Below are 24,788 nucleotides of genomic sequence, written 5' to 3' on the forward strand. Positions count from 1 at the left end.
GGAAAGGTAAAGGGTCGACCGCGGTCGACCCTTTTTTAGGTGTTGACAGCCTGAAAGTCGATGATCGGATGCTTTATTTGATCTTTTAAGCAACCGAAAAGTTTAAGATTTCCTAACTTGCGTACCTAATTTAATAACAACAAATATGACACATTTGGAAAGATTAAAACAGATCCGTCAACTGATGGAAAAGGGGGGGATAGCAGCTTATATCATACCTTCCTCTGACCCTCATATTAGTGAATACCTACCGGAAAGATATAAATGTATCGCTTGGACCTCTGGTTTTACGGGATCTGCGGGTACGTTGGTTATAACAGCGAATTTTGCAGGCTTATGGACAGATGCACGCTATTTTGTACAAGCTAGAGAGGAACTGGCCGATACAGGTTTTGAGTTGGTAAAACTAAAAGTGCAGGGGGCAGCAGAATATGCAGAATGGATAGGCGAGCATCTTGCAAATGGAGATAAGGTTGCTTTTGATGGCAATATGGCTTCGTTATTGGTCGCACAGACCGTAAAAGCCATATTGGAACCATTAGGCATCTGGGTAGACGGTCATGTCGATTTGCTTAGCCCAATTTGGAACAACCGACCCGAACTACCTCGTGCAGAAGCCTTTCTGCTAGATGAAAAGACAACCGGACAATCCACTGCTTCTAAAATTAATGAGGTGCGTAAGACCTTGGTCAAAAGTAGGGCAGAAGGGCATCTGATATCATCTTTGGATGATTTAGCCTGGCTTCTAAATATTAGAGGACAAGACGTGCCCTGCAACCCGGTTGTATTGGGATTTGTATATATATCGGCTACCGAAGCTATTTTGTTTATTGAGCCATCAAAATTAAACGGGACGATGGTTGCCGAATTAAGAATAGCAGGCGTAACCCTAAGACCGTATGAGGAGGTCTTCGAGTTCGTACGGTTGCTTAAGGTACGGTCTGTTCTTATTGACCCTAAACGTACTTGTTTTGCCATTTACGATAGCATCCCTGCTGCTGTTAATATTCTAGAACGCACCAATCCATCTACGACGCTCAAAGCGGTAAAAAACGAAGTGGAACTAAATCATATTCGCGAAACAATGATTCGTGATGGTGTAGCATTGACTAAGTTTTTTAAATGGCTGGAAGAGCATGTTTCCAGTGGAACGTTATCAGAGATCTCTGTAGCCGAAAAATTACGAGATTTTCGGGCAGCGCAAGCCGGTTTTGTAGACGTAAGTTTTGACACCATTGCCGGTTATCTCGATCACGGTGCTTTACCCCACTATCATGCTACCGACTTTAGTAACTATCAGTTAAAACCACAAGGCTTGCTTTTAGTAGATTCGGGAGGTCAGTACCTCACAGGTACAACGGATATTACGCGCGTCGTATCGCTTGGTGAAATCACACAGGAAGAGAAAGAAGATTATACCATCGTATTGAAAGGAACTATTGAAGGAAGCCAAAGTATTTATCCAAAAGGTTCAAAAGGCTATCAGATTGATGCGATTACGCGTCGTCCGATTTGGGCTGCTCTCCGTAATTACGGTCACGGTACAGGACATGGTGTTGGTTTTTTCTTAAATGTACATGAAGGGCCGCAAGTGCTCAATCCCACTAATGTAGACGTTGCGATTGAAGAAGGAATGATCTCCTCGATAGAGCCCGGGCTATATCGTGAGGGCAAGCACGGTATCCGTATCGAAAATTTAGTGCGCTCCAAAAGATTGGAAAGTTCCATATTTGGTGATTTTATGGATTTTGAAACATTGACGATCTGTTATATTGATACAGATCTGGTGGAGAAGTCATTATTAGACCAAGTTCACGTCGATTGGTTAAATAATTACAACCAATGGGTGTTTGATAAACTATCTCCTCACTTATCTGAAGGTGAAAGAGGATGGTTGAGAGATAAAACGGAAGCCATTTAGATATTGTATTCCTATAAAACGCGTAGGAATTGAAAAAAGGTTTTAGCAGAATGATTATAAATGGTATTTTTGAAAAAAGTAAACAGATATGGACTATATAAAGTATTTATTTTTCTCTTTTTTTACTGTTGCAGGTAATAGTTATGCACAGCAGAGCTTGATTCCAGCACCTCAACATCTGGAGATCAAATCAGGAAATTTAAATTTGGATAAGAATTTTTCGATTCTGGGTAAAGGCTCTCCAGAAGAAGCAAAGTTTTTACAAAAAAATATAAAAGAGATCATCGGTCTAGAGTTACCTATTTCCAATAAGTGTACGAAAAAGTGTATTGTTCTTGAATTAAAGAAAAGTTATGGCGCGACGTCCGATGAAGCCTATGTAGTAGTGGTCGATGCAAATCAGATTGTTATTACGGCGAATCAAAATCGAGGGGTTTTTTATGGTATTCAAACGCTTTTGCAGCTGATTGAAGAAAATCGATCAAACCTTGAGATTCCGGCTCTTGTGATTCGAGACTCCCCTAAATTTGCCTATCGTGGAATGCATTTAGATGTTTCTCGCCATTTTTTCAATGCGGAAGAAGTAAAACAGTATTTAGATTATCTGGCAGCGTATAAGATTAATAAGTTTCACTGGCATTTAACGGATGATCAAGGCTGGCGAATTGAAATTAAAAGCCATCCAAAGCTGACAGAGATAGGAGCCTTCAGGAAGGAATCGCAAATAGGCCCTTATGCGGCAATGACGTTTGATGGAAAACCCTATGGTGGGTTTTATACCCAGGAACAAATAAAGGATGTCGTTGCCTATGCACAGAAATTGCATATTGAGATCATTCCCGAAATTGAGATGCCTGGCCATGCACTAGCGGCTTTGGCGGCCTATCCTGAATTGTCCTGTACGGGCGGGCCGTTTGAAGTGGGAACAACCTGGGGCGTAATGGATGATATATTTTGTCCGAAGGATGAAACCTTCGCTTTATTGGAAGACGTAATCGACGAAGTGATTACACTTTTCCCCAGTAAATACATCCATATTGGTGGCGATGAAGCACCTAAAACAAGATGGAAGACCTGTTCACACTGTCAGGAATTGATAAAGAAGGAAGGTTTGAAGGATGAACTCGAGCTACAATCCTATTTTATCACCCGTATGGAGAAATACATTAACTCCAAAGGTAAAGCAATTATTGGCTGGGATGAGATCTTAGAAGGTGGATTAGCACCAAACGCAACGGTTATGAGCTGGACAGGTATTCAAGGTGGTATACATGCCGCTAAAACTGGGCATGATGCAATTATGACACCGACTTCACATCTATATTTTGATTACTACCAAGGCAACCCACAAACCGAACCACTAGCTTTCGGAGGAGATTTACGTTTGGAAAAGGTGTATAGCTTTAATCCAATTCCAGCTGAGTTGTCTGCAGAAGAAGCCAAGCATATTTTAGGTCCGCAGGCGAATCTGTGGACAGAGTATATCACTGATTTTGGACAGGTGCAACACATGCTGTTTCCACGACTGATGGCCTTATCTGAAGTAGCATGGGGAACCTCTCAGCCCGATCAATATAAAAAATTCGAGAGCCGTGTAATTGAGCACATGAAAACGTTGGATCGTAAAGGAATTAATTATTCCAATGCAATTTTTGAGGTGATCGGGAATATAGAGTTAATAGATGGTGAGCTGACTTATAACTTATCTACAGCCAACGATCCCAAGAATATCCGCTATACGGTCGATGGTTCCGAGCCTATTTCTACTTCATTTCCGTATGTATCTCCTATCAAAATCGATAAATCGCAAACCATTAAAGCGACCTATTTTGAAAACGGGAAGCCGATAAGCGCCACAATTACGCAGCCATTTACAATCAGCAAATCAACTGGTAAACACATTCAATTGGTCGATCAACCCGGAGAAGCCTATTCTGCAGGAGGAGCCGCCACATTGGTCGATGGTGTATTTGGTGATAAGCAATTTTTTGGAAAGAATTGGCTTGGCTTTAATGGAAAAGATGTGAATGCCACGATCGACTTCGGTACGGAAACTGAATTTAGTTCCGTAAAATTATCATCACTTGATCGCAAAGGCAGTTGGATACATTTTCCGAAAGAAGTACGTGTGTCTATCGCTAACGATGGCTCATCATATTCGTTTATTAAAGGGCTTAGCCAGGCAGAAATTAATAAAACAGACGGCGATTTAATTTTAACATTTCCGAAACAAAAGGCACGGTATATCAAAGTGGAAGTATTAAATTTAGGTATTATCCCCGATGGGCTAGCCGGAGCCGGATCTGGAGCTTGGTTGTTTGTGGATGAGATTAGTGTAAATTAGTGCGGGCTATTTGTGAACGATAACATCGATACGGATGAATAACAGAAGAAATTTTATCAAGAAATTAGGTCTAGCCTCTATGGGAGTAAGCTTAGTTTCTTTGGCGGCGAATGCTAAGACCACAAAAAGAGTCAATAAGCCTATTGTTTTGTCAACCTGGGATTTTGGCTTAAAAGCAAATGAAGAAGCCTGGAAGGTGTTGCATGCCAATGGCCGTGCGCTGGATGCGGTAGAACAGGGTGTACGTTATACCGAAGCCGATCCAACGGAGCGCAGTGTTGGTTATGGCGGAAGACCGGATCGCGATGGCAAGGTAACGCTAGATGCCTGTATTATGGATGAGATGGCGAATATTGGATCGGTTGCCGCCTTGCAGCATATAAAACATCCTATTTCCGTGGCACGTGCCGTCATGGAGAAAACGCCTCACGTGATGCTTGTAGGCGAAGGTGCACTTCAATTCGCGAAAGATCAGGGCTATAAAGAAGAAAACTTATTAATTGAAGCATCAGAAAAAGAGTGGAAGGAGTGGTTGAAGACGTCTAAATATGAGCCGGTTGTCAATATCGAAAATCACGATACGATTGGCATGATCGCGCTGGATTCTGCAGGAAATCTTTCTGGAGCCTGCACAACAAGTGGTATGGCCTATAAAATGCACGGAAGGGTTGGCGACTCTCCAATTATTGGTGCCGGACTTTACGTAGACAATGAGATTGGTGCCGCTACAGCCACCGGACATGGAGAAGAAGTAATTCGCACAGTAGGCAGTCATTTGGTGGTCGAATTAATGCGTCAGGGGCGTTCTCCGCAAAAAGCTTGTGAAGAAGCCGTAAAGCGTATCATTAAGTTTACTCAAAACCGTAAAAAGTCCTTAGACAATATTCAAGTCGGTTTTATAGCACTGAATAAAAGAGGAGAGTACGGTTCTTATTGTATACATGGCGGTTTTAATTATGCTAAATATGATGCAAAAGGGAATGAGTTAATAAAATCTGATCATTACTTAAAATAATAAATGGCAAAATTAGAAATTGCTTGTTTCCATCTGGATTCCGCGAGGATCGCTCAGGAAAATGGTGCAGACCGTGTTGAACTGTGTGCAGAAATGCATGTCGGAGGAACGAGTCCCTCCATAGACATGGTAAAGAATGTACGGAGTCAGGTGCAAATTGATCTAAATGTCATGATTCGACCCCGAGGAGGAGATTTTGTCTATTCCGTCGCGGAATTCGAGCAGATGAAACAAGAGATTGTCGCGTTTAAGGAATTGGCGGTAGATGGCTTTGTTTTTGGTATTCTGGATACATATTGCGCTGTTAATATCGCACAGAATACAGAGCTGGTTGAACTAGCCCGGCCACTTCCTTGTACTTTTCACCGGGCATTTGATGTCGTCAAAGATTTGGATTCGGCTTTAGAGGATGTCATAGCGTGTGGATTTAATACGATATTGACATCTGGGTGTGAGCCAAATGTAGATTTAGGGACAACCAACCTACGGAAATTAGTCAAACAGGCAGGAGAACGTATTACGATCATGCCCGGTGGCGGTCTAAGGTCCACCAATATTGCCCGTGTTTTACGTGAAACCGGTGCACAGTATGTTCATTCCTCAGCAATAACAGATGGATCAGAAACGGCTGTAGCCGATGAAGTTGCGGCATTGGCGGGTAGTGTGCGGCAAGCCTGATATAATATTCGGATAAAATCTATCTCTTGTTGTTGCCTGCATCGGTTGGGTACTATTTTATTATTTGCATCAATATCTATAGAATATCTGCCCATATATTTTTGGCATCTTTAATTCTTGTGACATTACCTTCCTTTGCTGAGTTTTCGGCATCCAAAACTCGCTTTACAAACTCAAGATTGTAATAGCTATCCTTTTCTATCGTCTCGAACTTAATCTTCAAAGCCTTAACAAAAGCTTTAACAGCGTCCAATTGCTCCTTGTTGTCGGGGTGAATAACTATCATTGTCATAAAACAAATTTAAGAAATTAATATAAGTAAGGAAAAACACTTTTCTCGTGATTTCTTTTAGATGTACTGGTGCGTAGTTAAATTGTATATAAAAAATATACACATATTTTATTTTTATGTTTTTATTTATACATTTGTATAGATAATCTATAATAATTAACTAGTCAGAAACGAAAATATGGATATTCAGTTAGAGAAATTTATCGAACGGCTGGTGAAACGCATCGATATCGAGCGTATCTACCAATTTGCATTTCCGACGGATGATGGAGAACAACAGCTCAAAACGCAGCTCTTATTGGTCGTGAATCCTGTAAAAGGGATGGCGCCAAATGCGTTAGCGCCAATTGTATCGCTATGTATGTCCGATTTGGAGAAGGAAATCCCTTTTGAGATGATGATAACGGGTGAATGGTCTAACAGGGTAAAGCAAGGCAGTCTTTACCACACCTATGCTTCATTGCCCGAACACTTACGCTATGCAAGCAAAAATAGGCCCAATACGCTCTTTCCGGATAAAAATATAAAGGGGTTATTGGAGTTGGCTCAATACGAATATAACAGAGCCCGGGAAATATCCGACGAATTTCGCGCAGGTGTGGCTAATTTTCTAGCCAAAGACGACTATACACAGGCGACATTTATGCTGCACCAGTTTGTCGAAACGCGGATCAAGGCCTTTAAAACCAGTGTGGCGGGTGTCAAGTCTACAAAAGGCCATAATTTAGAACAGCTAATTAAATCTATACGGGGTACACTTCCCGGCTTACATGATCTATTTCCCTATGACGAATTACAAGCTGAGTTGCTCCGTAAATTGGATCAAAGCTACGTGAAGACACTCAAATGGTTGCAAATCGAGATCACCAAAGAAGAGTTTGACGTTTTGCTTCAAAAATGTGAAGGAGCGGCGGAAGAGATGGACAGGCGCGTAGCGCTGATGTTTTCCTGTATCACCGCCTATCGGGAAAAGAAATCTGTAGCGCAAGAAAAAGCTGCTCAAGACCAAGTGGAGAACAAAGAGGCAAAAGCGGAAAGCTACGGTTCCAAGCAGGAAGGACAGCCGGTCAAAACCCTCGTTTGCGAGTCTTTTAAAGACTATCCTTGGCTGCCCGAGTATACTTCGGATGTCAACCAATTATTAGAGAAGATACGTAAGAACCACAATCCCGAGCAGATCACGATGCTGAACTATCACACAGGCGGTTTCTCGGGAGGAAGTTTATTTCAGCAGGAGCAACAGGACCAACAGGAGCAGGGCGGAGCGAAAGTGGAGCTGTACTTGGTGGTCATCATGAATAATACCGGTCCGTTTCATTTCAAATGTATGCAGGTCGGTGTTGCTAGCGCGATGGTGCTGTATTTGAACGTGTCTTACATCGAACGAAAACTCGCCGAGGGTCACCGATTTGTCAATACCCTCTGGACTAGGGGACGCATACTTCGAAGAAAGTCGACCTTCAAACCAAAGTTTGATATTACCGAGGTAGATTGGGAGGCAATTTATGAGAAAGAAGCCAAAATTGTTGAAAATGCCAAAGTATGTATGAATAATTTGTACTGTATGCTGAACAATTCATCAACCTTGATGTTGGATACTGCTCTATTGCTTATACGGAATTTGTACGAAATCGGCGTAAATACTTATACTCGTTGCACACTCGGTTCAAGGTTTTTGGAATGTAGTTTGGGTGAACAAGTGGATTGGTCTGGAGCGATTGATAGGAAGCTCATTGATTTTGTTTATCCAGATAGTGAGGTACAACTTGCTAGGTTACGTTTAATCATGGGAATAAGAACGGTTTGGTGGAAATGTGTGGATTTGGGATTGTCAAAAACAAGTAAGCCGGAATATACGGAGTTAGCAAGAGAAGTCAAGCACTTTTTTGAAAAGCAACTAGATAAAACCTTAGTACAGCTGAAACAGCGAGCTGAACAAAAAAAGAAAGAAGCCATATCTGATTAAAACCGTCATATCGAACGACTAAAGGGAGGAGATATCTAAAAATTATATAGTCAAGAAATCTCTCCGAAGTCGAGATGAACATTAAAGGGTAACAAAAATAAAACTAATCAAAAATTATACAAAAGTTCGCAGGGTATCGTGTTCTCAATGGCACCTGATGCGGTATTCCTGTCGGACTTTATGATAAAAAACTAAACAAACCAACATATGGAAACAAAGCAACTTATTTCTTCCGTGGAGGAGGCAACGGCTACCGTTTTGCCTAGATGGAAAGCATCCGAATCCTTCCTTATTCCGTGGCAGGATGAGAGACCATACAAATTATCAAAAGAGTATATCCTACAGTTTTATGAAGATAAGAGGCAGCAGACTATGTATATATCCTCGATCCTTGGTGGAATCCTGCCGCTGAAGCTCAGGCCATCGATCGCTGTTATCGTATCGGACAGGAAAAACATGTCAATGCCTACAAGTTGTTATGCTGCAATAGTGTCGAATAAAAGATCCTAGCCCTGCAAGAGCAAAAGAAAAAGCTAGCCGATGGACTGATACTGGATAAAACCAACGTCATGAAGTCCTTAAGTAAAGAAGAATTGTTAAAGTTATTTGACTAATCAATCTAACATATTATGAACAAGAATATAGTAAGCAAAGATACCTATGCCGGCATGATGTATTCCTTAGATTTTGCGTATTGGTATACCTATTTAAAAAGGAGAATAGCCCAAGGTTGGTCTACCGAAGAAGTTTCCTTCTTGTTGGGAAGGGCTCCATTTTATTACACCGATTTTGAACGTATGCATAATGTCGGTGGGATTTTAAAAGAGGAACGTATTCTACTGGATAGAGTTTATCAGGATTCGACGACCGAATCAATGACTTTCCATCGTGAAAAATATGAGGTTAATGAGAAGCGATTGGTGAGGGTCAATATAGAAGACGAAGGATATTATAAGGACTACAAAATTATTATTCCTTGGGTCTTTGCAAGTGAAGAGTCTTATATGGTGAATGGAAAGACAAAAATAAGGAGCTGCGCGGCTCCTAAACTTACATTTAGGGAATGGAAGGAGGAAGAAAGTTTAGCTTCTGTTTCTGATGCCATTATAGATGTTCGAGAAAAACTAGATCGTCTTCTGAAAAGTAACTATTTTAAAGAAGGGAGAGCCCCTGACGAAATATTTCAAGCGGTGGAGTTTACAGGACAATACAACCTCCGGATTTTCCCCCGACACGTAAAGGATGGATTGTACAATCTGATTAAAGCTGGACAAATGTCTGTGCGAAATGTGGATGGAAGATATATGCTTTTTGAAATTTAACAGGATAGAGGTATGGAAGAACAATTAGAGCAGCCGCAAATTGAAACCTATATAATAGCGTGCAAACCGCAGTATGTAAATTTCTTGTACGGTATACTTATCAATCGAATTAGTAGGGGGTGGTCTGCTGAAGAACTTTCCTTTTGAGAAGGAACGTTGGGCAAATGTGTTGGTAATGGAACAGATTATTGCGGAAATTGAATCCGAAGATGGGCTGGAAGGGTATCACGAGTTCGGTAAGAAATGGAGTGCTATGGTACAAAATGATAAAAAAAATGCTTTCGAAAATACTAAAAAGCTATTCGACGAATGGCATAAAGCCGCGCTAGAAAACCGCATTCGCGAAATTGTGAAAAACGACGGTAATGATGATCTACTAAACAAAGACTAGTCATGCCGTTTGCAAATTATACCCGGACTGTATTCCCCGTCGCCTGCATCCGCAGGAGATCGGGAATCCAGTCCGGGTAATTACCCTTTTTTTTTGATGGGAGAATTTTTCGGTATGGAGAGGGTATCTCGATCAATGGAAAGTGAATGAATGTTTTTGTCGAAATGGAATAAACTAATTCTAAGGCAGGTAGTCTATCTTGGTAAAGAACCCTGTTGGTATGAAAAGATTCATTGTTATTCCAGCGTTGCTGTTATCGTTTTCTGTTCTGTTTGCACAGCGAGGAGCTATAGGCACGGATATTTTTGGAACACTCCAGTATAGATCTGCTGACGGAGGATATAAGGCCAGTCTCGAAAAAAACATCTTTGATGACTTGATATTTACAGATAGTCGTAGTAATAAACTGCAGTACGAAAAGAAATATCTAGATAAGATAGAGCCCGGTTTGAGGGGGAATAAGGATGCTCAAGCCAGACTGCTAAGGAGGTTGGTAAGAGAAAATAACAGACACTCCGACTATAGCGCTACTTTCAAGGTAGACATCTTTGATAAGACAATAATTGAGGATAATAAAGGCTATAAACTGGAGGAAGGAAAGGATATCTTCGGGCACATTAATGTGGAAGAACAGGTGAATGGCTCTAAAACCCAGCTCAAAAGAAATCTGCAAGGAGGGCTCGAATATATTCGGGACAAGAACAAAGCTTCTTTTGGTCAAGATATATTCGATAAGTGGATTTATAAGGATAGTTTTGGGAATGAGATTCAGTTTAGCAAAGAAACCTGGAAACGTATCATGGAACAGTATGGTACAGACGAAGAGTTTTTCTGGGAGCTTCTGGATCGTTACTTTTATTCAGAAATAGGGGATCGATATTTTTGATGACCCATAAACCATTCTACCTAAATGGAACAGCTATGTAATGGAATCTGTGAACGTGCTGGATATTATTTCTGTGTACTTAACCTTGTAAATTTAAAGTTTAGTGTTAAATATACAAGGTAAGTGTTGTTTTACCTTGTATATCTAAAGTTTAGTTTCAAATTTGCCATCCTGGGCTTCTCCATATTTCTATAGAACGGCAGCAGGTGCCAAGGTTGATCTTGTTATTGATGCAGGGAATGATAAACGAATAGCTATAGAGATCAAACGTTCTATGACACCGACCCTCAGTAAGGGATTTATGAACGGTTGCGATGACATCCAAGCTACGCATCGTTTTTTTGTGTATCCCGGTTATGAGCGCTTTCGGCTGTCAAAAGATGTTGAAGCGATTCCACTTAAAGTGATGCTAAAAGAGTTGTCTTTGATTCTGGGTATTTAGATTTAAGACGTTCGTGAATACAAGGCATTTTATTTAAGTTTGCAGACAGACCTCCATGTTATGCGAAAAATTGTGTTGCTATTTTTTTTATGTTTCATCGCATTTGAACCATTCCTTTTTTCGAACACGTATGAATTTCCATTTTTTCGAAATATATCGGTTGGTTCGAGAGCGAGCTCAGTAAATTGCTTTGCACAGGATAGTTTAGGTATGTTGTGGGTCGGAAGCAACAGTGGCCTATATAGTTATGACGGCTATTCGTTACATCAGCATACCGCAGCGGATATAAAATACCAAACATTTATTTATAGTATAGCTGTACTCGATGCAACTTATTTGGCTCTGGGCACGGAACATGGTGTTTGGTTGTACAATTACAATAAGGATCGTTATGAGGATTTTCCGAAGGGTGGTCCTTCGGATGTCCGGGCGCTATTGTTCGACGGAGAATATCTTTGGATCGGATCATTGACGGGCTTATATCGCTATCATGTTGAGAAAAGAACAATAGAGAATTATGGTGAGCAACTGAAAAATAAACTGGGTAATCAGACGGTTTATACCTTGTTGAAAGAAAACGATAGATTGCTCATCGGAACGTATAACGGACTTTACACGTTAAATTCCTCTTCAGGAGAAGTCAAGCACTTGTCGTTACCGGATTATAATGTAGATAGGAATCAGTTTGTCAATTCATTATTAACCTCGGCAGATGAGCGGGGAGCTTATGTCGGTACAGAGTATGGGTTGTATTATTACGACTATAGTACTAGGCAATTACAGAAGCAGCCGGTTTTGAAGAAGCATCCGATTAAGTCCATGATAGCTTATGATAGCAAAACATTGTTGCTAGGTACCGATGACGGACTTTTCGTTTACGGGACGGACCGTTCTTCCCTAGAGCGGATAAAGCATGATTCCCGAAATCCAAACTCCCTTGCCAATAACATTGTCTGGGGCATGTATGCTGATCGGAATCAAAATATCTGGATCGGTACCGATCTTGGACTTTCGTTGTGGGCACATCAACAGGCAGAAAAAAAACTGCCAATATATCGGTTTACATCGCGGAGTGATGGCAATCGCTTCTACAAGATTATACAGGATCGCCATGGATGGTATTGGTTAGGTGGGGATAATGGTTTGATTCGTACAAATACACTTGCAGACAGCATAGGGGAGAGCTTCTGGTACCGTATGGATGCGCAGGATTTAACGCTTCCACACAATCGGATACGTGATATATATGAAGATCCAGAAGGGTTGCTGTGGATTGCGTCGGATGGAGGCGTTAATCTTTTTGATCCGAAAACGAAAACATTTAGAAATTTCGAGATCACGGATCGTACAGGAAAGCGAAACGCCAAATGGGCATACGATGTTTTTGAGGATCGTGGAGGTCGGTTATGGATTGCAACTTATTTGGGCGGAATTTTCAGTGTAGACAAATCAAAATTGATCGCATCTGATGGAAAGTACACATCACCAGACAACTATAATATTGGGGAAGGACTTCTGGCAGACTTTGCAAACCAAATATTGCAAGACAGCTATTCACAAGTGTGGGCTCTTTTTTATAATAAAGGATTGAATAAAATAGATCCTAAGAACGGACGTGTACAACTGGTGAAAGACGAACAGGGCAATCCAGTCGAGCAGGCAACATTTATGTTGATGGACAAAGAAGGATGCATTTGGATCGGTCAGCACGGTAAAGTACTTCGAATTGGAAGTGACGGTAGTTCCCGGACATTAGTTTTCGATCCTGTGGGACTGGGGGAGGTAACTGCTATGGAAGAAGTCGGGCAAAAGATATGGTTGGCAACGGGCGATGGACTTTGGCAACTGGACAAGAAATTGCTTACATTTCGGACGTTGAAGCATGGGCAGGATATCAGTGCAATGTACTACAATGCATTGCGTAAGGAAGTTTATCTGGGAGGCATTGACGAGGTGTTGATCATGCCTGCTCAACAAGTGGGAGGAACGGACTCTTCGAATAGACAAATTGTGCTAACCGCAATATATGTCAATAATGAACGTTTCGGAGCCTATGATTACGGTGTGCGATACCGTGACGAAATTGTACTTAACCATGGACAGAATAATCTTAGATTGGAGTTTTCGAACCTGGACTATGGAAATGACGGCGGTTATCGTTTGGTATATGCCTTTAAGGGACGAAATGAGCAATGGATTGTATTAGAACAGGGAGATAATAAGGTACAATTGGCCAATCTCAGTTCTGGGACGTATGTGCTCCAGGTCGCAAAGATGGATACGCAAGGGAAAATTGTTTCAGATATATTTGAAGTGGATGTCGATGTAAAATATCCCTGGTATGCAAATGGTTGGGCACGTTTTTTATATGCGTTGCTATTGATCGGTTTGATCCTATGGATTATTAATTTTTTTCGGGTCAGAAATAAATTGAAATTGGAGCGTATGGAGCGGAAGAAGGTACTGGAGCTTTCAAAACATAAAATGGATTTCCTGACGACGATCTCCCACGAATTGAAGACCCCACTTAGTCTTATTCTAGCACCAGTAAGCCAATTGATTTTTCGGACAAGAGACACCGATAAAAAAAAGCAACTGGAAAATATTCAGCAAAATGCACTTAAAATCAATACGCTTATCCAGGAAGTCATGGAATTTGATAAAAAAGACGGAAAAAGCGTTCGCATAAATCATCTTATCCATTCGCGGATAGAATTAGTCTCTTTTACACGGAGGATGTTTGATGTAATATCGGCTACAGCAGCGTACGGACATCTTTCCTTTACTTTTTCTAGTTCGGTAGATACTATTTTTATCGAATCCGATGTGACCAAATTAGAGTCGGTGTTAACCAATATCCTGACCAATGCCTGTAAATATAACCCAAAAGAAAGTGGCCGTATTGATCTCCATATTTCTCAAACAGAAGAGCAAGTGGCTATTGTCATTAAAGATAATGGTATCGGGATTTCAAAAGAAGATTTGCCCTATGTGTTCAGTAAGTTTTACCGTGCCTCCTCTTCGCTAAACAAGCATATAGAAGGTACCGGAGTAGGGTTGTACCTCGTAAAAAGCTATTGCGAACAGATGGGATGGAAGGTCCAGATAGATTCCGAATTAGCCGTCGGTACACAAGTGAAGATATCTCTTGCGACAAGTGCTATTTTAATGAAAGAGGACTTGATAAGTCATCCTTTTGACGGCGATCGACGTAAACTATTGATTGTAGAAGATAATGAGGAGCTGTCTTTATTTTTAAGCCAGACATTAGAAGGGGATTACCTTTGTAAGGTAGCACGGGATGGTAGAGAGGCTTTGGAGTTATGCGAAAAATCATATATACCGGATATCATTGTTTCTGATGCCATGATGCCCATTATGGGTGGATTGGAAATGGCCCGTCAACTCCGAAAAAACACCCTGACATCCACAATTCCAATTATATTGCTTACGGCGAAGAGTGATAAACAAACGGAACACGAAAGTTTGGCAGCTGGTATAGATGCATTCGTCGGTAAACCATTCGATTTGGACTTCTTGAAAATGCAGATCAATCAGTTGATCAAGCGTAAAGAGCGTTTATCTGAACAATTGCGGTTGGACGAAATCAGTAAGCCTCGGATTGAAGTAATCGAATCCACGGATGAACGACTACTTGTAAAAGTTACCCAGGTGATAGAAGAACATATAGATGATTCCGACTTCACCGTACAAAGACTTAGTGAGAAGGTCGGAATGGGTGTCAAACAGCTTTACCGAAAGATAAAGCAGCTGACTGCGTTAACACCTGTAGAATACATCCGATCCATCCGCATGAAAAAAGCCGCAATTTTGCTCCGTCAAAAGAAGTTTACTATTGCTGAGGTGATGTATATGGTCGGATACTCGAATGCGTCCTATTTTTCGAAATGTTTTCAATCAGAGTTTGGTGTTACACCAAAGGTTTTTGTGGAGAGAGACGCCTAAAATCAATATTTTGTCCGATTTGTGTTGTGTTTTGTCCGATATATATTGCACAAAGGAACAAAACATTGATATGTTTGTGATGTTGATTCTCAACCAGATTATAAACATGTTATTCCGATGCCAAAATTTATTGTATTTCTTTGCGTGCTGTGCACCTGCTCCACTTTACTAGGACAAAGTAAAACTGAAGTTCCTACCATTTATATCGATGGCGGTGGCGTGATGCGTTGGTCTGATACGAAAGCAGAAGCTTCTTTCTATGGTGTAAACTATACGGTTCCATTTGCTCATGCTTACCGTGCACTCCATTATAAAGGTATAGATCATAAAGCTGCGATCGATCGCGATGTATATCATCTGGCGCGGCTGGGATTCAATGCTTATCGCATACATATTTGGGATGTAGAGATTTCTGACGCAAAAGGAAATCTTATTGCCAACGAACATTTAGATCTTCTGGATTATCTTTTTTCAAAATTAGAGGAAAGAGGGATACGTATTTTGGTAACAGCCATGACTAATTTTGGTAATGGTTACCCCGAGCGTAACCAAATAACAGGAGCCTTCTCTTATTTATATGATAAGTGTAGTATACATGCTGATCCTCAAGCGATAGAAGCACAGAAGCATTACATTTCACAATTGGTAAACCACATAAATCCATATACCGGAAAAGCATATAAAGATGATCCTTATGTGGTAGGTTTCGAAATCAACAACGAACCTTGTCATACAGGAGAAGTAGGTATAACCAAGCGGTACATTAACGAAATGTTATCTGCCTTGAAGAAAGCTGGAAATCGAAAGCCTGTCTTCTATAACGTAAGCCATAATATGGAGCATGTGCCAGCTTATTATCAGTCGGCTGTGCAAGGTACCACTTATCAATGGTATCCGGTCGGTTTAGTTGCCGGGCGCGAGCGCAAAGGGAACTTTCTCCCATACGTCGCGAATTACAGCATTCCATTTGCAAATGAAAAAGAGTTTGCATCAAAGGCGAAGGCTATCTATGAATACGATCCAGCGGACGTGTTATACGGTTACATACATCCAGCCATGAGCCGTACCTTCCGATCGTCGGGATTTCAATGGATTACGCAGTTCGCGTACGATCCCTTAGATATTGCAGCTTATAATACAGAGTATCAAACACATTACCTGAATTTGGCGTATACTCCAGCTAAGGCGATCAGCACGATGATAGCGGCAGAGGTTGCCTATCAGGTACCTAGAAACCAACAATTTGGTACTTATCCGTTGGACACCCTATTTGACGATTTTATGGTAAGCTATAAACAAGATTTGAGCTTAATGAATACCAAGAATAAGTATTATTACAGTAATCATACGACGGTTGAGCCAGTTTCGCCGACGGATCTTCAACATATAGCTGGGCATGGATCGTCACCTCTTGTGCAATATGCTGGATCAGGAGCTTACTTCTTAGATAAACTGAGCGAAGGAGTATGGCGTTTGGAAGTAATGCCGGACGCCGAACAAGTTGCTGATCCATTCTCAAAGCCTTCTTTGTCACGAGAGGTCGTTCGTATTCTATGGCAAGAATGGCCAATGACAATAGCTATTCCGGATCTGGGTGATGACTATCAACTAAAACGCTTAGCACCGGATACGGTCATATCGGGTTACCGTATTGCAAAAGATAAAAGTATCAATATAATGCCGGGCGTGTACATCCTCAGCCGCAAAGGGGGAAATATAGCTGAAGAATGGACAGCAAATACCCTGTGGAACAACTTTCGTTTAGGAGAATTCGTAGCTCCTTCTCCATCCAGTGAACAACAGCCCTATGTTGGTCACACCCCTCCTCCAATAGTAGAAAGAGGCAGTCCTTTGGCATTGCACATGAAAGTGATTAGTCGCGTAAAACCCGATTCCGTAATCATTCAGACCGATCAAGTCTCTTTTTGGAAGAACGATAATCCATCTATTAAAATGGAACAACAAGCAGGATATAGTTATACGGCTACACTGCCCGTAGAACTGTTGGCTTCCGACAAACTGAAGTATACCGTTACCGTCTATGCTGACGGTCGCCGGTACACTTATCCACAGGCTGCAGAAGGTACCCCGTTGGATTGGGATTTTTCGGTTTCCAACTATTTTTCGACTACCTGTGTAGATCCAAGTAGTTCTGTTCTATTGGTTACAACCGATGCAGAAGAACCTGCATATGAGCATTACGCTATTCCAGAGACTTCGTATTTGGAGTATCAAAGAGCACAGTCCGATCTGACGAAATCCGCCATCTGGAATTACCACTTTATCAGTAGGGATTCAGCGAGTCGCTTTTTTTGGCAAAAGGATATTTCGCGTGATATTACCGCGCGGCGTTCCGGTATAGCACAGGCCCGCCAACTATGCTTAGCGATAGGTGGTCGGGGATTGGCCGGAGGTTTGGAAATAGGCTTTGTTTCGGATATGGGCTACACATATGTTGCCAACGTGACGGTAGACGATAAAAAAGAAGAAATCCAGGTTGTCCGGATTCCGCTAGAAACCTTAAAACAAGTTTCAACAGCTCTCCTGCCGGCTCCCTATCCCGTTTTTTTAGAACGATACTTTGTGCCGCAGATAAACATTCCATTTCAGGTTACTCAAGCCGAAAAGCTGCTGATCTCCACAAGGGGAGCGGTCAGCCCCACGGCAGAATTGAGGGTGGGAGCAGCATGGCTGGAATAACTTTGCGCGAGTGAAAATAAATTATAATAAACCAAATTAGAGCACTTATAAATCCATAAAATGAAATATCCATCCCACTTGAAGCGAGACAAACACGACTAAATGCGATTGGTATATTCCATATGACCTTAAAGATCAAATTATAAACATATGAAACGTTTTACGATAAAAGCCTGTTTTGTCAGCTTGTCTCTGTTTTCCGTAGGCTGGTTTTGCACAGCCCAATCCCTGCTTGCAAGACCGTTGTCAATTTCTATCCTGCAGCAGGAACAGGAGATCCGCGGTACAGTACGAGATGCGGATGGAATACCGCTTGCGGGGGCAACTATTCTTGTCGCAGGAACTGCGATCGGGACCTCCAGTGCGGATGATGGAACCTATACCCTACGTTTACCTGCTGGGAAAACACAAATTACCTATAACATGTTGGGATACCAGCCACAGACACGCACGATATCGGGTAGCACACTCGATGTGGTCATGTTGCTTGCCGGAAACCAACTAGAGGAGCTGGTGGTAATCGGTTACGGAAGTTCCACGAAAAAGGATCTTACCGGTGCGGTGAATACCGTGAGTAGTAAAGATTTTAATACTGGACTGGTCGGATCGCCTGAACAATTGATCAGTGGGAAGGCTGCAGGTGTACAGGTGATGTCCAATAGTGGATCGCCAACTGCAGGAAGTACGATTCGTATCCGTGGTGGAGCTTCGCTAAGTGCGAGTAACGATCCGTTAATCGTACTGGACGGCGTACCGTTGGAAACCGGAGGAATCAGCGGCAATAGTGGTAACTTTCTGAGTTTGATTAATCCCAACGACATTGAGAGCATGACCGTATTGAAAGATGCATCCGCTACAGCCATTTATGGATCGAGAGCATCCAATGGCGTGTTGCTCATCACGACAAAAAAAGGGAAAGGTGAGCAGTTACGTGTATCCTTCTCATCAATCCTTTCCATGCAACAAGCTATGGGGGTAGCGGATATGATGTCTAGGGATCAGTTTGCCGAATTGATCGATAGCAAAGGCACAGCAGCGCAAAAAGCTTTATTGGGAAGTGCATCAACAGATTGGCTTGAAGAAGTATTTCAGGATGCATTTGGTACAGACAATAACCTTGGTCTAAGCGGAAGCATAGGGAAGGTAGTTCCGTTTCGAGCATCAGTGGGTTATTATAATCAACAAGGTACACTCAAAACGGATAAGACCGAACGCATGACAGGTTCTTTGGTGATGAATCCCACTTTTTTTGATCAGCATCTTACCGTTAACCTCAATCTAAAAGGGGCACGCAACAACAATCAGTTTGCGAATACAGATGCCATATGGTCAGCGATTGCATTTAATCCGACGCAGCCGATTTATTCGGGCAATGAACAGTATGGCGGCTATTACGAGAGCTTAGACAATGCAGGACTTCCGGCTACAGGAGCCAATCTAAATCCGTTAGGACTCTTAAATCAGGAAAGGCATCGTAGCGACGTGAACAGGGGTATCGGTAATTTGGATCTGGATTATAAATTCCATTTTCTGCCGGAGCTGAAAGCACATGTTACCTTAGGATACGATTATGCACATGGTGAAGGTTACAATCATATTCCTGCTGCTGCAGCGAATGCCTTTAACATTGGAGGATCCTACGATACCTATGAACAAACACTTAAAAATAAGCTCTTTACCGGATACTTGAATTACAATAAAGCATTGCCCGATCTGAAGAGTAATCTGGAACTGACGGTAGGTCATGATTACCAGTACTGGAGCGCAACCCGTCCACCGATCACTTATCTCAACGATGCGGGTGATGTACGCTCAACGGCTATTGGGGCAGATGAACGTCACACCCTGCTCTCCTGGTATGGACGGTTGAACTACAACTACGACAGTCGCTACCTATTGACCGCTACTGTCCGCCGCGACGGAACATCGCGTTTCAGCCCAGAAAACCGTTGGGGTACATTTCCTTCCTTAGCACTGGCTTGGCGATTGTCTGAAGAGTCTTTTTTAAAGGAGAGCACTTTTCTAAATGACCTGAAACTACGAGCCAGCTACGGTGTAACTGGACAGCAGGACGGAATAGGTAATTATAGCTATCTTCCTGTTTACAATCAAGGTACGCCTTATGCACAATACCGTTTTGGTAATCAATACCATTTGGTGTATCGCCCCTCGGTATATGTAAGCGACTTACGTTGGGAAACCACCAAAGCATTCAATTATGGGTTGGATTTTGCGGTATGGCAGAACCGTGTTTCTGGCTCTATTGAATACTATACGCGAAAGACGCACGATCTGTTAGCTACAGTTCCCGTGCCTGCAGGTACCAATTTCGACCAAATGGCAACAACCAACGTTGGCAATATAGAAAGTAGCGGTTTTGAATTCCAGTTAAATACAGTACCTGTTGAGCGGGAAAACCTGCGATGGGAAGTGAACTTCAATGCTACTCAACAACATATGAAAGTAACGAATATTGCTTTGGTAGAAGATGACTCTTCTGTTGGTTCCTATGTAGGGCCTGTGGTCAGCGGACGGAGTATCCAAATATTGACGACAGGTTATGAACCTTACATGTTTTATGTCTATAAGCAGATGTATGATGAAAGTGGTAGACCTCTAGAAGGAGTCTATGCCGATTTGAACCAAGACGGAGCCATTGATGAGAAAGATCTCTATCGCTATCAATCTCCAGCTCCAAAGTGGATTTTAGGATTTAATACACAAGTATCCTACAAAAAATGGACAGCAGCAACGACATTGCGGGCAAACCTAGGGAATTATGTATTTAACAACACCAAGATGAATCTGAGTGCCTGGGAGACGGTGCAGTATGTGGATCCTGCAATTAATAATCTGCACGAGGATTACCTGAAGACCGGTTTTCAGGCGAGACAGTATTATTCGGATTATTATGTGGAGAACGCATCCTTTCTCCGGATGGAAAATTTTTCTTTGGGATACAATGTCGGGCAAGTCGGAAAATTTGCTAACCTCCGCATAGGAGCAGTAGCGCAAAACTTATTTATCATTAGTAAGTACTCGGGGAAGGATCCCGAAGTGCCGAGCGGTTTTGATAGTTCGTTCTATCCACGTTCAAGAACCTATTCGCTAAGTTTAAATCTCGATTTTTAATATTTTAATCTGATGAAGTATCAATTAAAAAAGAATAGAATACATATGAAACAGCTAACAAAATTATACGTAGGACTGCTTTCGGTTTTGATGCTGATTGTATCCTGTACAAAAGACCTCGATCAATATCCGACGATAGAAACTACAGCAGATGCCGTTTATACATCCGTAGACGGTTACAAATCTGCCTTGGCTAAGTTGTATGCGTCTTTTGCTGTCGCCGGTAATGGTCGAGGAGACGATAATCCAGATATGGGTAGCGCGACCGCATCTTGGGGGTATCTCCGTGTCTATTTCAACCTGCAGGAGATTCCGACCGATGAGGTAATATACACTTGGGCAGGTGGTGATAACCTGGTCGATATACAATTTATCAATTGGGGTGCATCGGATACCTGGGTAAATGCCATGTACTATCGTATCTATTATACGATCGCGATTAGTAATGAGTTTTTACGCAATGCAGCAGCCGAAAAAATTTCCTCATTTTCGACTGAGCAGCAAAGAGAAATCCTGGAGTTTGCAGCAGAAGCCCGATTTTTACGGGCACTGGCCTATAGCCATGCGATGGATCTTTATGGGAATGTTCCTTTTGTGACCGAAGCAGATGCGGTGGGCGCATTTTTCCCCCCACGTATTACGCGCTCGGATCTGTTTGACTTTATAGAAAGTGAACTCATCCAGATTGCGGACATATTATCGGAACCACAAAGTAACGTGTATGGGCGTGTCAGCAAAGCGGCGGCTTGGTCTTTGCTGGCCAAAAATTACCTCAATGCACAGGTGTATACGGGTACAGCCCGCTATGCCGACTGTATTACATACAGCAAAAAAGTAATTGATGCCGGATATTCTTTAGAAACCGATTACAAAAAATTATTCAATGCGGATAACGATCTGCGTGTCCAAGAAATTATCTTTCCGATCCAGGCGGATGTACAGCATACCACAACTTGGGGAGCGACGACTTACCTCGTCAACGGCCCTATAGTAGGTAGCATGAACGCGGCGGATTACGGTGTGGTATCGGGATGGAACAGTTTTCGAACTTTGCGCGAATTTGTATCTACATTTGATACAAATGATCTGCGTGGCGACTTTTGGACAGACGGTCAGTCGTTGGACGTGGATGATCCTTCTTCTTCCGGACAGGGATATAGTCTAGTTAAGTTTACCAATCTGAACGACGACGGAACATTCACGACTGATGAGGGGATGGTAAGTACAGATTTTCCGATGATACGTCTGGCAGACGTATACCTGATGTATGCTGAATCTGTCGTGCGAGGAGGAGGAGGCGGAGATTTGCAGGAGGCACTTTCTTTGGTAAACCTTATCCGACGTAGAGCCTTCGGAAATGATAGTGGGCAGATCGGCACAGCACAGCTAACATTAGATTTCCTTTTAGCAGAAAGAGGTCGTGAACTCTTTTGGGAATGCACACGTCGTACGGATTTAATCCGTTTCGGTCGGTTTTCCGGAGGTACTTATTTGTGGCAATGGAAAGGAGGTGCTGTCGATGGTCGTTCGGTAGATGTGAAGTATAATCTCTATCCGATACCTGCTACTGATCTTACAGCAAACCCAAATTTAATTCAAAATACTGGTTATTAAACTAAATATGAAACAGATATTTATAGGTCTACTTGCTGTTTTTTTTGCAGCCTGTAGCAAAGAAGGTGTGGAGCCTCGTATTTCGGGTTTTGAGCCCGCAACCCTAGCGACTTCGTCGACAGATGTTGTACTGGATGCCAACAATCGGAAAAGCCTGGCGCTACAGTTGATGTGGAACGAGGGTCAATTAACATCGACAGAAAGCATAGCACAAGGGACACTGAAAACATCCTTGCAATTCTCCGTCACAGCTTCTTTCGAAACTATTGCACGAACGGTAGAACAAATCAGTTCTTCCAGAAGCTATACCAATGAACAGTTGAATAATTTGGTAATGGGAATGGGATTCGTACCGCTGGAGAAGCAGTCTTTATATGTCAGGGTGGTATCCCGATTGGCCAACAACCTGGATCCGTTATACAGTAATATCGTTCGCATCGATATTACACCATACGAAGCTACCGACGATGGAGATTACCTGTATATGGCTAATAGTGAATTCAGTTCATTTCCTTGGCGCTTATGTTCAAGACAGGAAAATGGGGTTTACGACGGATTTGTGCAAGTAGATCAATGGTATAATTTTTACCTAGCGAATGAAGCAAGTGCCGATGCGTCCAAAATCTATGGCTCTTATCCTTTAGATGGCAATCAGTACGTTCTATATGCAGGTGCAGATCGTTGGAACTGTTGGACTTCGAATGGCGGATACCTATATCTAACAGCAGATGTCAATCAGTTGGAATGGAAAGAAACCGTAATCAGCTCGCTAACCGTTACGGGTGATTTTAATGGATGGAGTGCGACAGCTAATCCGATGACTTACGACAAAGAGAACAAGGTTTGGACAGCTAGTATTACAACTACTGTAGCAGAGCAATGGGGAATCAAAATTTTGATCAATGGCAGCTGGAGTTGGTTTTTTGGCGGATCAGAGGCAGAAGGAGAATGTTCGTTGTACACATCCGATGCAGGTGGATTTACCTATGACAAGGTGGGTACATATACGCTGAAGTTAGATCTTAGTGATCCTAAGGCATTTAAATATAGTGTTGAATAATAAACTTAATACCATTTGATATGATCACAATCAAAATATATACGCGCCTGCTTCTTGTACTCGCTGTACTTGGTTTAGGTAGCTGCAAAGAGAATGAAAATATTCCCGAGGTAAAAGCCGATGATTCCTTTGCGAAGGGAGCTGATATAAGCTGGATTACAGAGATGGAAGCTGCGGGAGTGAATTTTTACAACAATGGAGGGGTATCGGTGGACGGTATAAAGCTGCTGCATTCCATGGGTATGGATGCAGTGCGCTTGCGCGTGTGGGTAGACCCGGTCAATGGATGGTGTAATAAGCAGGACTTACTGGTAAAAGCTTACCGTACACATAATTTAGGAATGCGTATTCTAATCGATTTCCATTACAGCGATAGTTGGGCTGATCCTGGGCAACAAAATAAGCCACGGACATGGGAAGGACTTTCGTTAGATGCATTAAAGCAGGCTGTTGCCGATCATACGATAGAAGTACTCTCGCTTTTAAAGAGTAACGGTATTACACCAGAATGGGTACAAGTCGGCAACGAAACAGGGAACGGGATGTTGTGGGATGAAGGAAAGGCTTCTGAAAATATGGCAAACTATGCCCTGCTAAATAATGCAGGATATGATGCGGTAAAGTCAGTCTTTTCGGATGCGAAGGTGATTGTGCATGTACATAATGGTCACGACAATGGTCTTTTTCGCTGGCTTTTCGACGGACTCAAATCAAATGGGGGAAAATGGGATGTAATAGGCATGTCTCTCTATCCTGACAAGGACAATTGGAGGGAACGCAATACCCAATGTTTGGCCAATATCCAAGACATGAATACGCGTTATGGTTCGGATGTCATGATATGTGAGGTAGGTATGAGCTGGGACGAAGAAGACGCAGCTGAAGCTTTTTTAACGGATCTGATTGCTAAATGTAGGACGGTTTCCAATGAAAAGGTATTGGGGGTCTTTTATTGGGAACCTCTAGCTCACGCAGGATGGAATGGTTATACGCTGGGTGCATTTGACGATAATGGACGTGCGACAAAGGCGTTGAATGCTTTTTTTAAATAAGAGATAG

18 protein-coding genes are annotated in these 24,788 nt (G+C 42.2%); 17 read left to right on the forward strand and 1 reads right to left on the reverse strand.

Annotated elements, in window-relative coordinates; translation table 11 throughout:
* The first annotated feature begins 145 nt into the window (after window positions 1-145).
* The 4 genes from FAZ15_RS11560 (at window position 146) to FAZ15_RS11575 (ending at window position 5,958) form a co-directional block, all read left to right on the forward strand.
* Window positions 146-1,921: an aminopeptidase P family protein gene (locus FAZ15_RS11560; protein ID WP_136901469.1), complete on the forward strand. Its 1,776-nt coding sequence runs from the start codon at window positions 146-148 to the stop codon at window positions 1,919-1,921.
* 88 nt (window positions 1,922-2,009) lie between these two features.
* A complete protein-coding gene (locus FAZ15_RS11565; protein WP_136901470.1) occupies window positions 2,010-4,265 on the forward strand; it encodes a glycoside hydrolase family 20 protein in 2,256 nt (751 codons plus the stop codon).
* A 34-nt stretch (window positions 4,266-4,299) separates the two neighbouring features.
* Entirely contained in the window at window positions 4,300-5,280 is a 981-nt protein-coding gene (locus FAZ15_RS11570; protein ID WP_136901471.1) for an isoaspartyl peptidase/L-asparaginase family protein, read from the forward strand.
* A 3-nt stretch (window positions 5,281-5,283) separates the two neighbouring features.
* Window positions 5,284-5,958, forward strand: a complete 675-nt coding sequence (locus FAZ15_RS11575) for a copper homeostasis protein CutC (RefSeq protein WP_136901472.1) — start codon at window positions 5,284-5,286, stop codon at window positions 5,956-5,958.
* 76 nt (window positions 5,959-6,034) lie between these two features.
* Here the strand turns inward: FAZ15_RS11575 and FAZ15_RS11580 are convergent, their stop codons facing one another.
* A complete protein-coding gene (locus FAZ15_RS11580) occupies window positions 6,035-6,250 on the reverse strand; it encodes a DUF2683 family protein (RefSeq protein WP_136901473.1) in 216 nt (71 codons plus the stop codon).
* A 178-nt stretch (window positions 6,251-6,428) separates the two neighbouring features.
* Between FAZ15_RS11580 and FAZ15_RS11585 the strand changes: the two genes are divergently transcribed.
* The 13 genes from FAZ15_RS11585 to FAZ15_RS11640 all read left to right on the forward strand — a co-directional run bounded on the left by FAZ15_RS11585 (window position 6,429) and on the right by FAZ15_RS11640 (window position 24,781).
* Window positions 6,429-8,216 carry a HEPN domain-containing protein gene (locus FAZ15_RS11585; protein ID WP_136901474.1) on the forward strand — a complete coding sequence of 596 codons (1,788 nt, stop codon included), beginning with the start codon at window positions 6,429-6,431 and terminating at the stop codon, window positions 8,214-8,216.
* Between the two features lie 207 nt (window positions 8,217-8,423).
* Entirely contained in the window at window positions 8,424-8,726 is a 303-nt protein-coding gene (locus FAZ15_RS23175; RefSeq protein WP_136901475.1) for a hypothetical protein, read from the forward strand.
* A gap of 119 nt (window positions 8,727-8,845) precedes the next feature.
* A complete protein-coding gene (locus tag FAZ15_RS11595) occupies window positions 8,846-9,538 on the forward strand; it encodes a hypothetical protein (protein WP_136901476.1) in 693 nt (230 codons plus the stop codon).
* 12 nt (window positions 9,539-9,550) lie between these two features.
* A complete protein-coding gene (locus FAZ15_RS22980; protein ID WP_262709296.1) occupies window positions 9,551-9,685 on the forward strand; it encodes a hypothetical protein in 135 nt (44 codons plus the stop codon).
* 28 nt (window positions 9,686-9,713) lie between these two features.
* Window positions 9,714-9,929 (forward strand): hypothetical protein, encoded by a 216-nt coding sequence (locus tag FAZ15_RS11600; RefSeq protein ID WP_136901477.1) that lies wholly within the window; start codon window positions 9,714-9,716, stop codon window positions 9,927-9,929.
* 220 nt (window positions 9,930-10,149) lie between these two features.
* Window positions 10,150-10,815 carry a hypothetical protein gene (locus FAZ15_RS11605; protein WP_136901478.1) on the forward strand — a complete coding sequence of 222 codons (666 nt, stop codon included), beginning with the start codon at window positions 10,150-10,152 and terminating at the stop codon, window positions 10,813-10,815.
* A 163-nt stretch (window positions 10,816-10,978) separates the two neighbouring features.
* On the forward strand, window positions 10,979-11,257 hold the full coding sequence (locus tag FAZ15_RS11610) for a hypothetical protein (RefSeq protein ID WP_136901479.1): 279 nt from the start codon (window positions 10,979-10,981) through the stop codon (window positions 11,255-11,257).
* Window positions 11,258-11,467: 210 nt separating this feature from the next.
* Window positions 11,468-15,223 carry an ATP-binding protein gene (locus tag FAZ15_RS11615; RefSeq protein ID WP_162304927.1) on the forward strand — a complete coding sequence of 1,252 codons (3,756 nt, stop codon included), beginning with the start codon at window positions 11,468-11,470 and terminating at the stop codon, window positions 15,221-15,223.
* A gap of 117 nt (window positions 15,224-15,340) precedes the next feature.
* Window positions 15,341-17,923 carry a glycoside hydrolase 5 family protein gene (locus tag FAZ15_RS11620; RefSeq protein ID WP_136901481.1) on the forward strand — a complete coding sequence of 861 codons (2,583 nt, stop codon included), beginning with the start codon at window positions 15,341-15,343 and terminating at the stop codon, window positions 17,921-17,923.
* Between the two features lie 150 nt (window positions 17,924-18,073).
* The gene (locus FAZ15_RS11625) at window positions 18,074-21,055 is read left to right on the forward strand and encodes a SusC/RagA family TonB-linked outer membrane protein (protein ID WP_136821408.1); all 2,982 of its coding nucleotides are present in this window, start codon (window positions 18,074-18,076) and stop codon (window positions 21,053-21,055) included.
* Between the two features lie 45 nt (window positions 21,056-21,100).
* Entirely contained in the window at window positions 21,101-22,669 is a 1,569-nt protein-coding gene (locus FAZ15_RS11630; protein ID WP_136901482.1) for a RagB/SusD family nutrient uptake outer membrane protein, read from the forward strand.
* 7 nt (window positions 22,670-22,676) lie between these two features.
* Window positions 22,677-23,729 carry a DUF5111 domain-containing protein gene (locus FAZ15_RS11635; RefSeq protein ID WP_136901483.1) on the forward strand — a complete coding sequence of 351 codons (1,053 nt, stop codon included), beginning with the start codon at window positions 22,677-22,679 and terminating at the stop codon, window positions 23,727-23,729.
* Window positions 23,730-23,749: 20 nt separating this feature from the next.
* Window positions 23,750-24,781, forward strand: coding sequence for a glycoside hydrolase family 53 protein (locus tag FAZ15_RS11640; RefSeq protein WP_136901484.1), 1,032 nt, complete (start codon window positions 23,750-23,752; stop codon window positions 24,779-24,781).
* Window positions 24,782-24,788 lie beyond the last annotated feature (7 nt).

It is taken from the genome of Sphingobacterium olei (assembly GCF_005048855.1).
GTDB lineage: Bacteria > Bacteroidota > Bacteroidia > Sphingobacteriales > Sphingobacteriaceae > Sphingobacterium > Sphingobacterium olei.

Bases quoted from the DNA above. Each gene is read 5' to 3' on its own strand.
- FAZ15_RS11560 (WP_136901469.1), top strand. From the start codon at position 146: ATGACACATTTGGAAAGATTAAAACAGATCCGTCAACTGATGGAAAAG.
- FAZ15_RS11565 (WP_136901470.1), top strand. From the start codon at position 2,010: ATGGACTATATAAAGTATTTATTTTTCTCTTTTTTTACTGTTGCAGGT.
- FAZ15_RS11570 (WP_136901471.1), top strand. From the start codon at position 4,300: ATGAATAACAGAAGAAATTTTATCAAGAAATTAGGTCTAGCCTCTATG.
- FAZ15_RS11575 (WP_136901472.1), top strand. From the start codon at position 5,284: ATGGCAAAATTAGAAATTGCTTGTTTCCATCTGGATTCCGCGAGGATC.
- FAZ15_RS11580 (WP_136901473.1), bottom strand. From the start codon at position 6,250: ATGACAATGATAGTTATTCACCCCGACAACAAGGAGCAATTGGACGCT.
- FAZ15_RS11585 (WP_136901474.1), top strand. From the start codon at position 6,429: ATGGATATTCAGTTAGAGAAATTTATCGAACGGCTGGTGAAACGCATC.
- FAZ15_RS23175 (WP_136901475.1), top strand. From the start codon at position 8,424: ATGGAAACAAAGCAACTTATTTCTTCCGTGGAGGAGGCAACGGCTACC.
- FAZ15_RS11595 (WP_136901476.1), top strand. From the start codon at position 8,846: ATGAACAAGAATATAGTAAGCAAAGATACCTATGCCGGCATGATGTAT.
- FAZ15_RS22980 (WP_262709296.1), top strand. From the start codon at position 9,551: ATGGAAGAACAATTAGAGCAGCCGCAAATTGAAACCTATATAATAGCG.
- FAZ15_RS11600 (WP_136901477.1), top strand. From the start codon at position 9,714: ATGGAACAGATTATTGCGGAAATTGAATCCGAAGATGGGCTGGAAGGG.
- FAZ15_RS11605 (WP_136901478.1), top strand. From the start codon at position 10,150: ATGAAAAGATTCATTGTTATTCCAGCGTTGCTGTTATCGTTTTCTGTT.
- FAZ15_RS11615 (WP_162304927.1), top strand. From the start codon at position 11,468: ATGTTGTGGGTCGGAAGCAACAGTGGCCTATATAGTTATGACGGCTAT.
- FAZ15_RS11620 (WP_136901481.1), top strand. From the start codon at position 15,341: ATGCCAAAATTTATTGTATTTCTTTGCGTGCTGTGCACCTGCTCCACT.
- FAZ15_RS11625 (WP_136821408.1), top strand. From the start codon at position 18,074: ATGAAACGTTTTACGATAAAAGCCTGTTTTGTCAGCTTGTCTCTGTTT.
- FAZ15_RS11630 (WP_136901482.1), top strand. From the start codon at position 21,101: ATGAAACAGCTAACAAAATTATACGTAGGACTGCTTTCGGTTTTGATG.
- FAZ15_RS11635 (WP_136901483.1), top strand. From the start codon at position 22,677: ATGAAACAGATATTTATAGGTCTACTTGCTGTTTTTTTTGCAGCCTGT.
- FAZ15_RS11640 (WP_136901484.1), top strand. From the start codon at position 23,750: ATGATCACAATCAAAATATATACGCGCCTGCTTCTTGTACTCGCTGTA.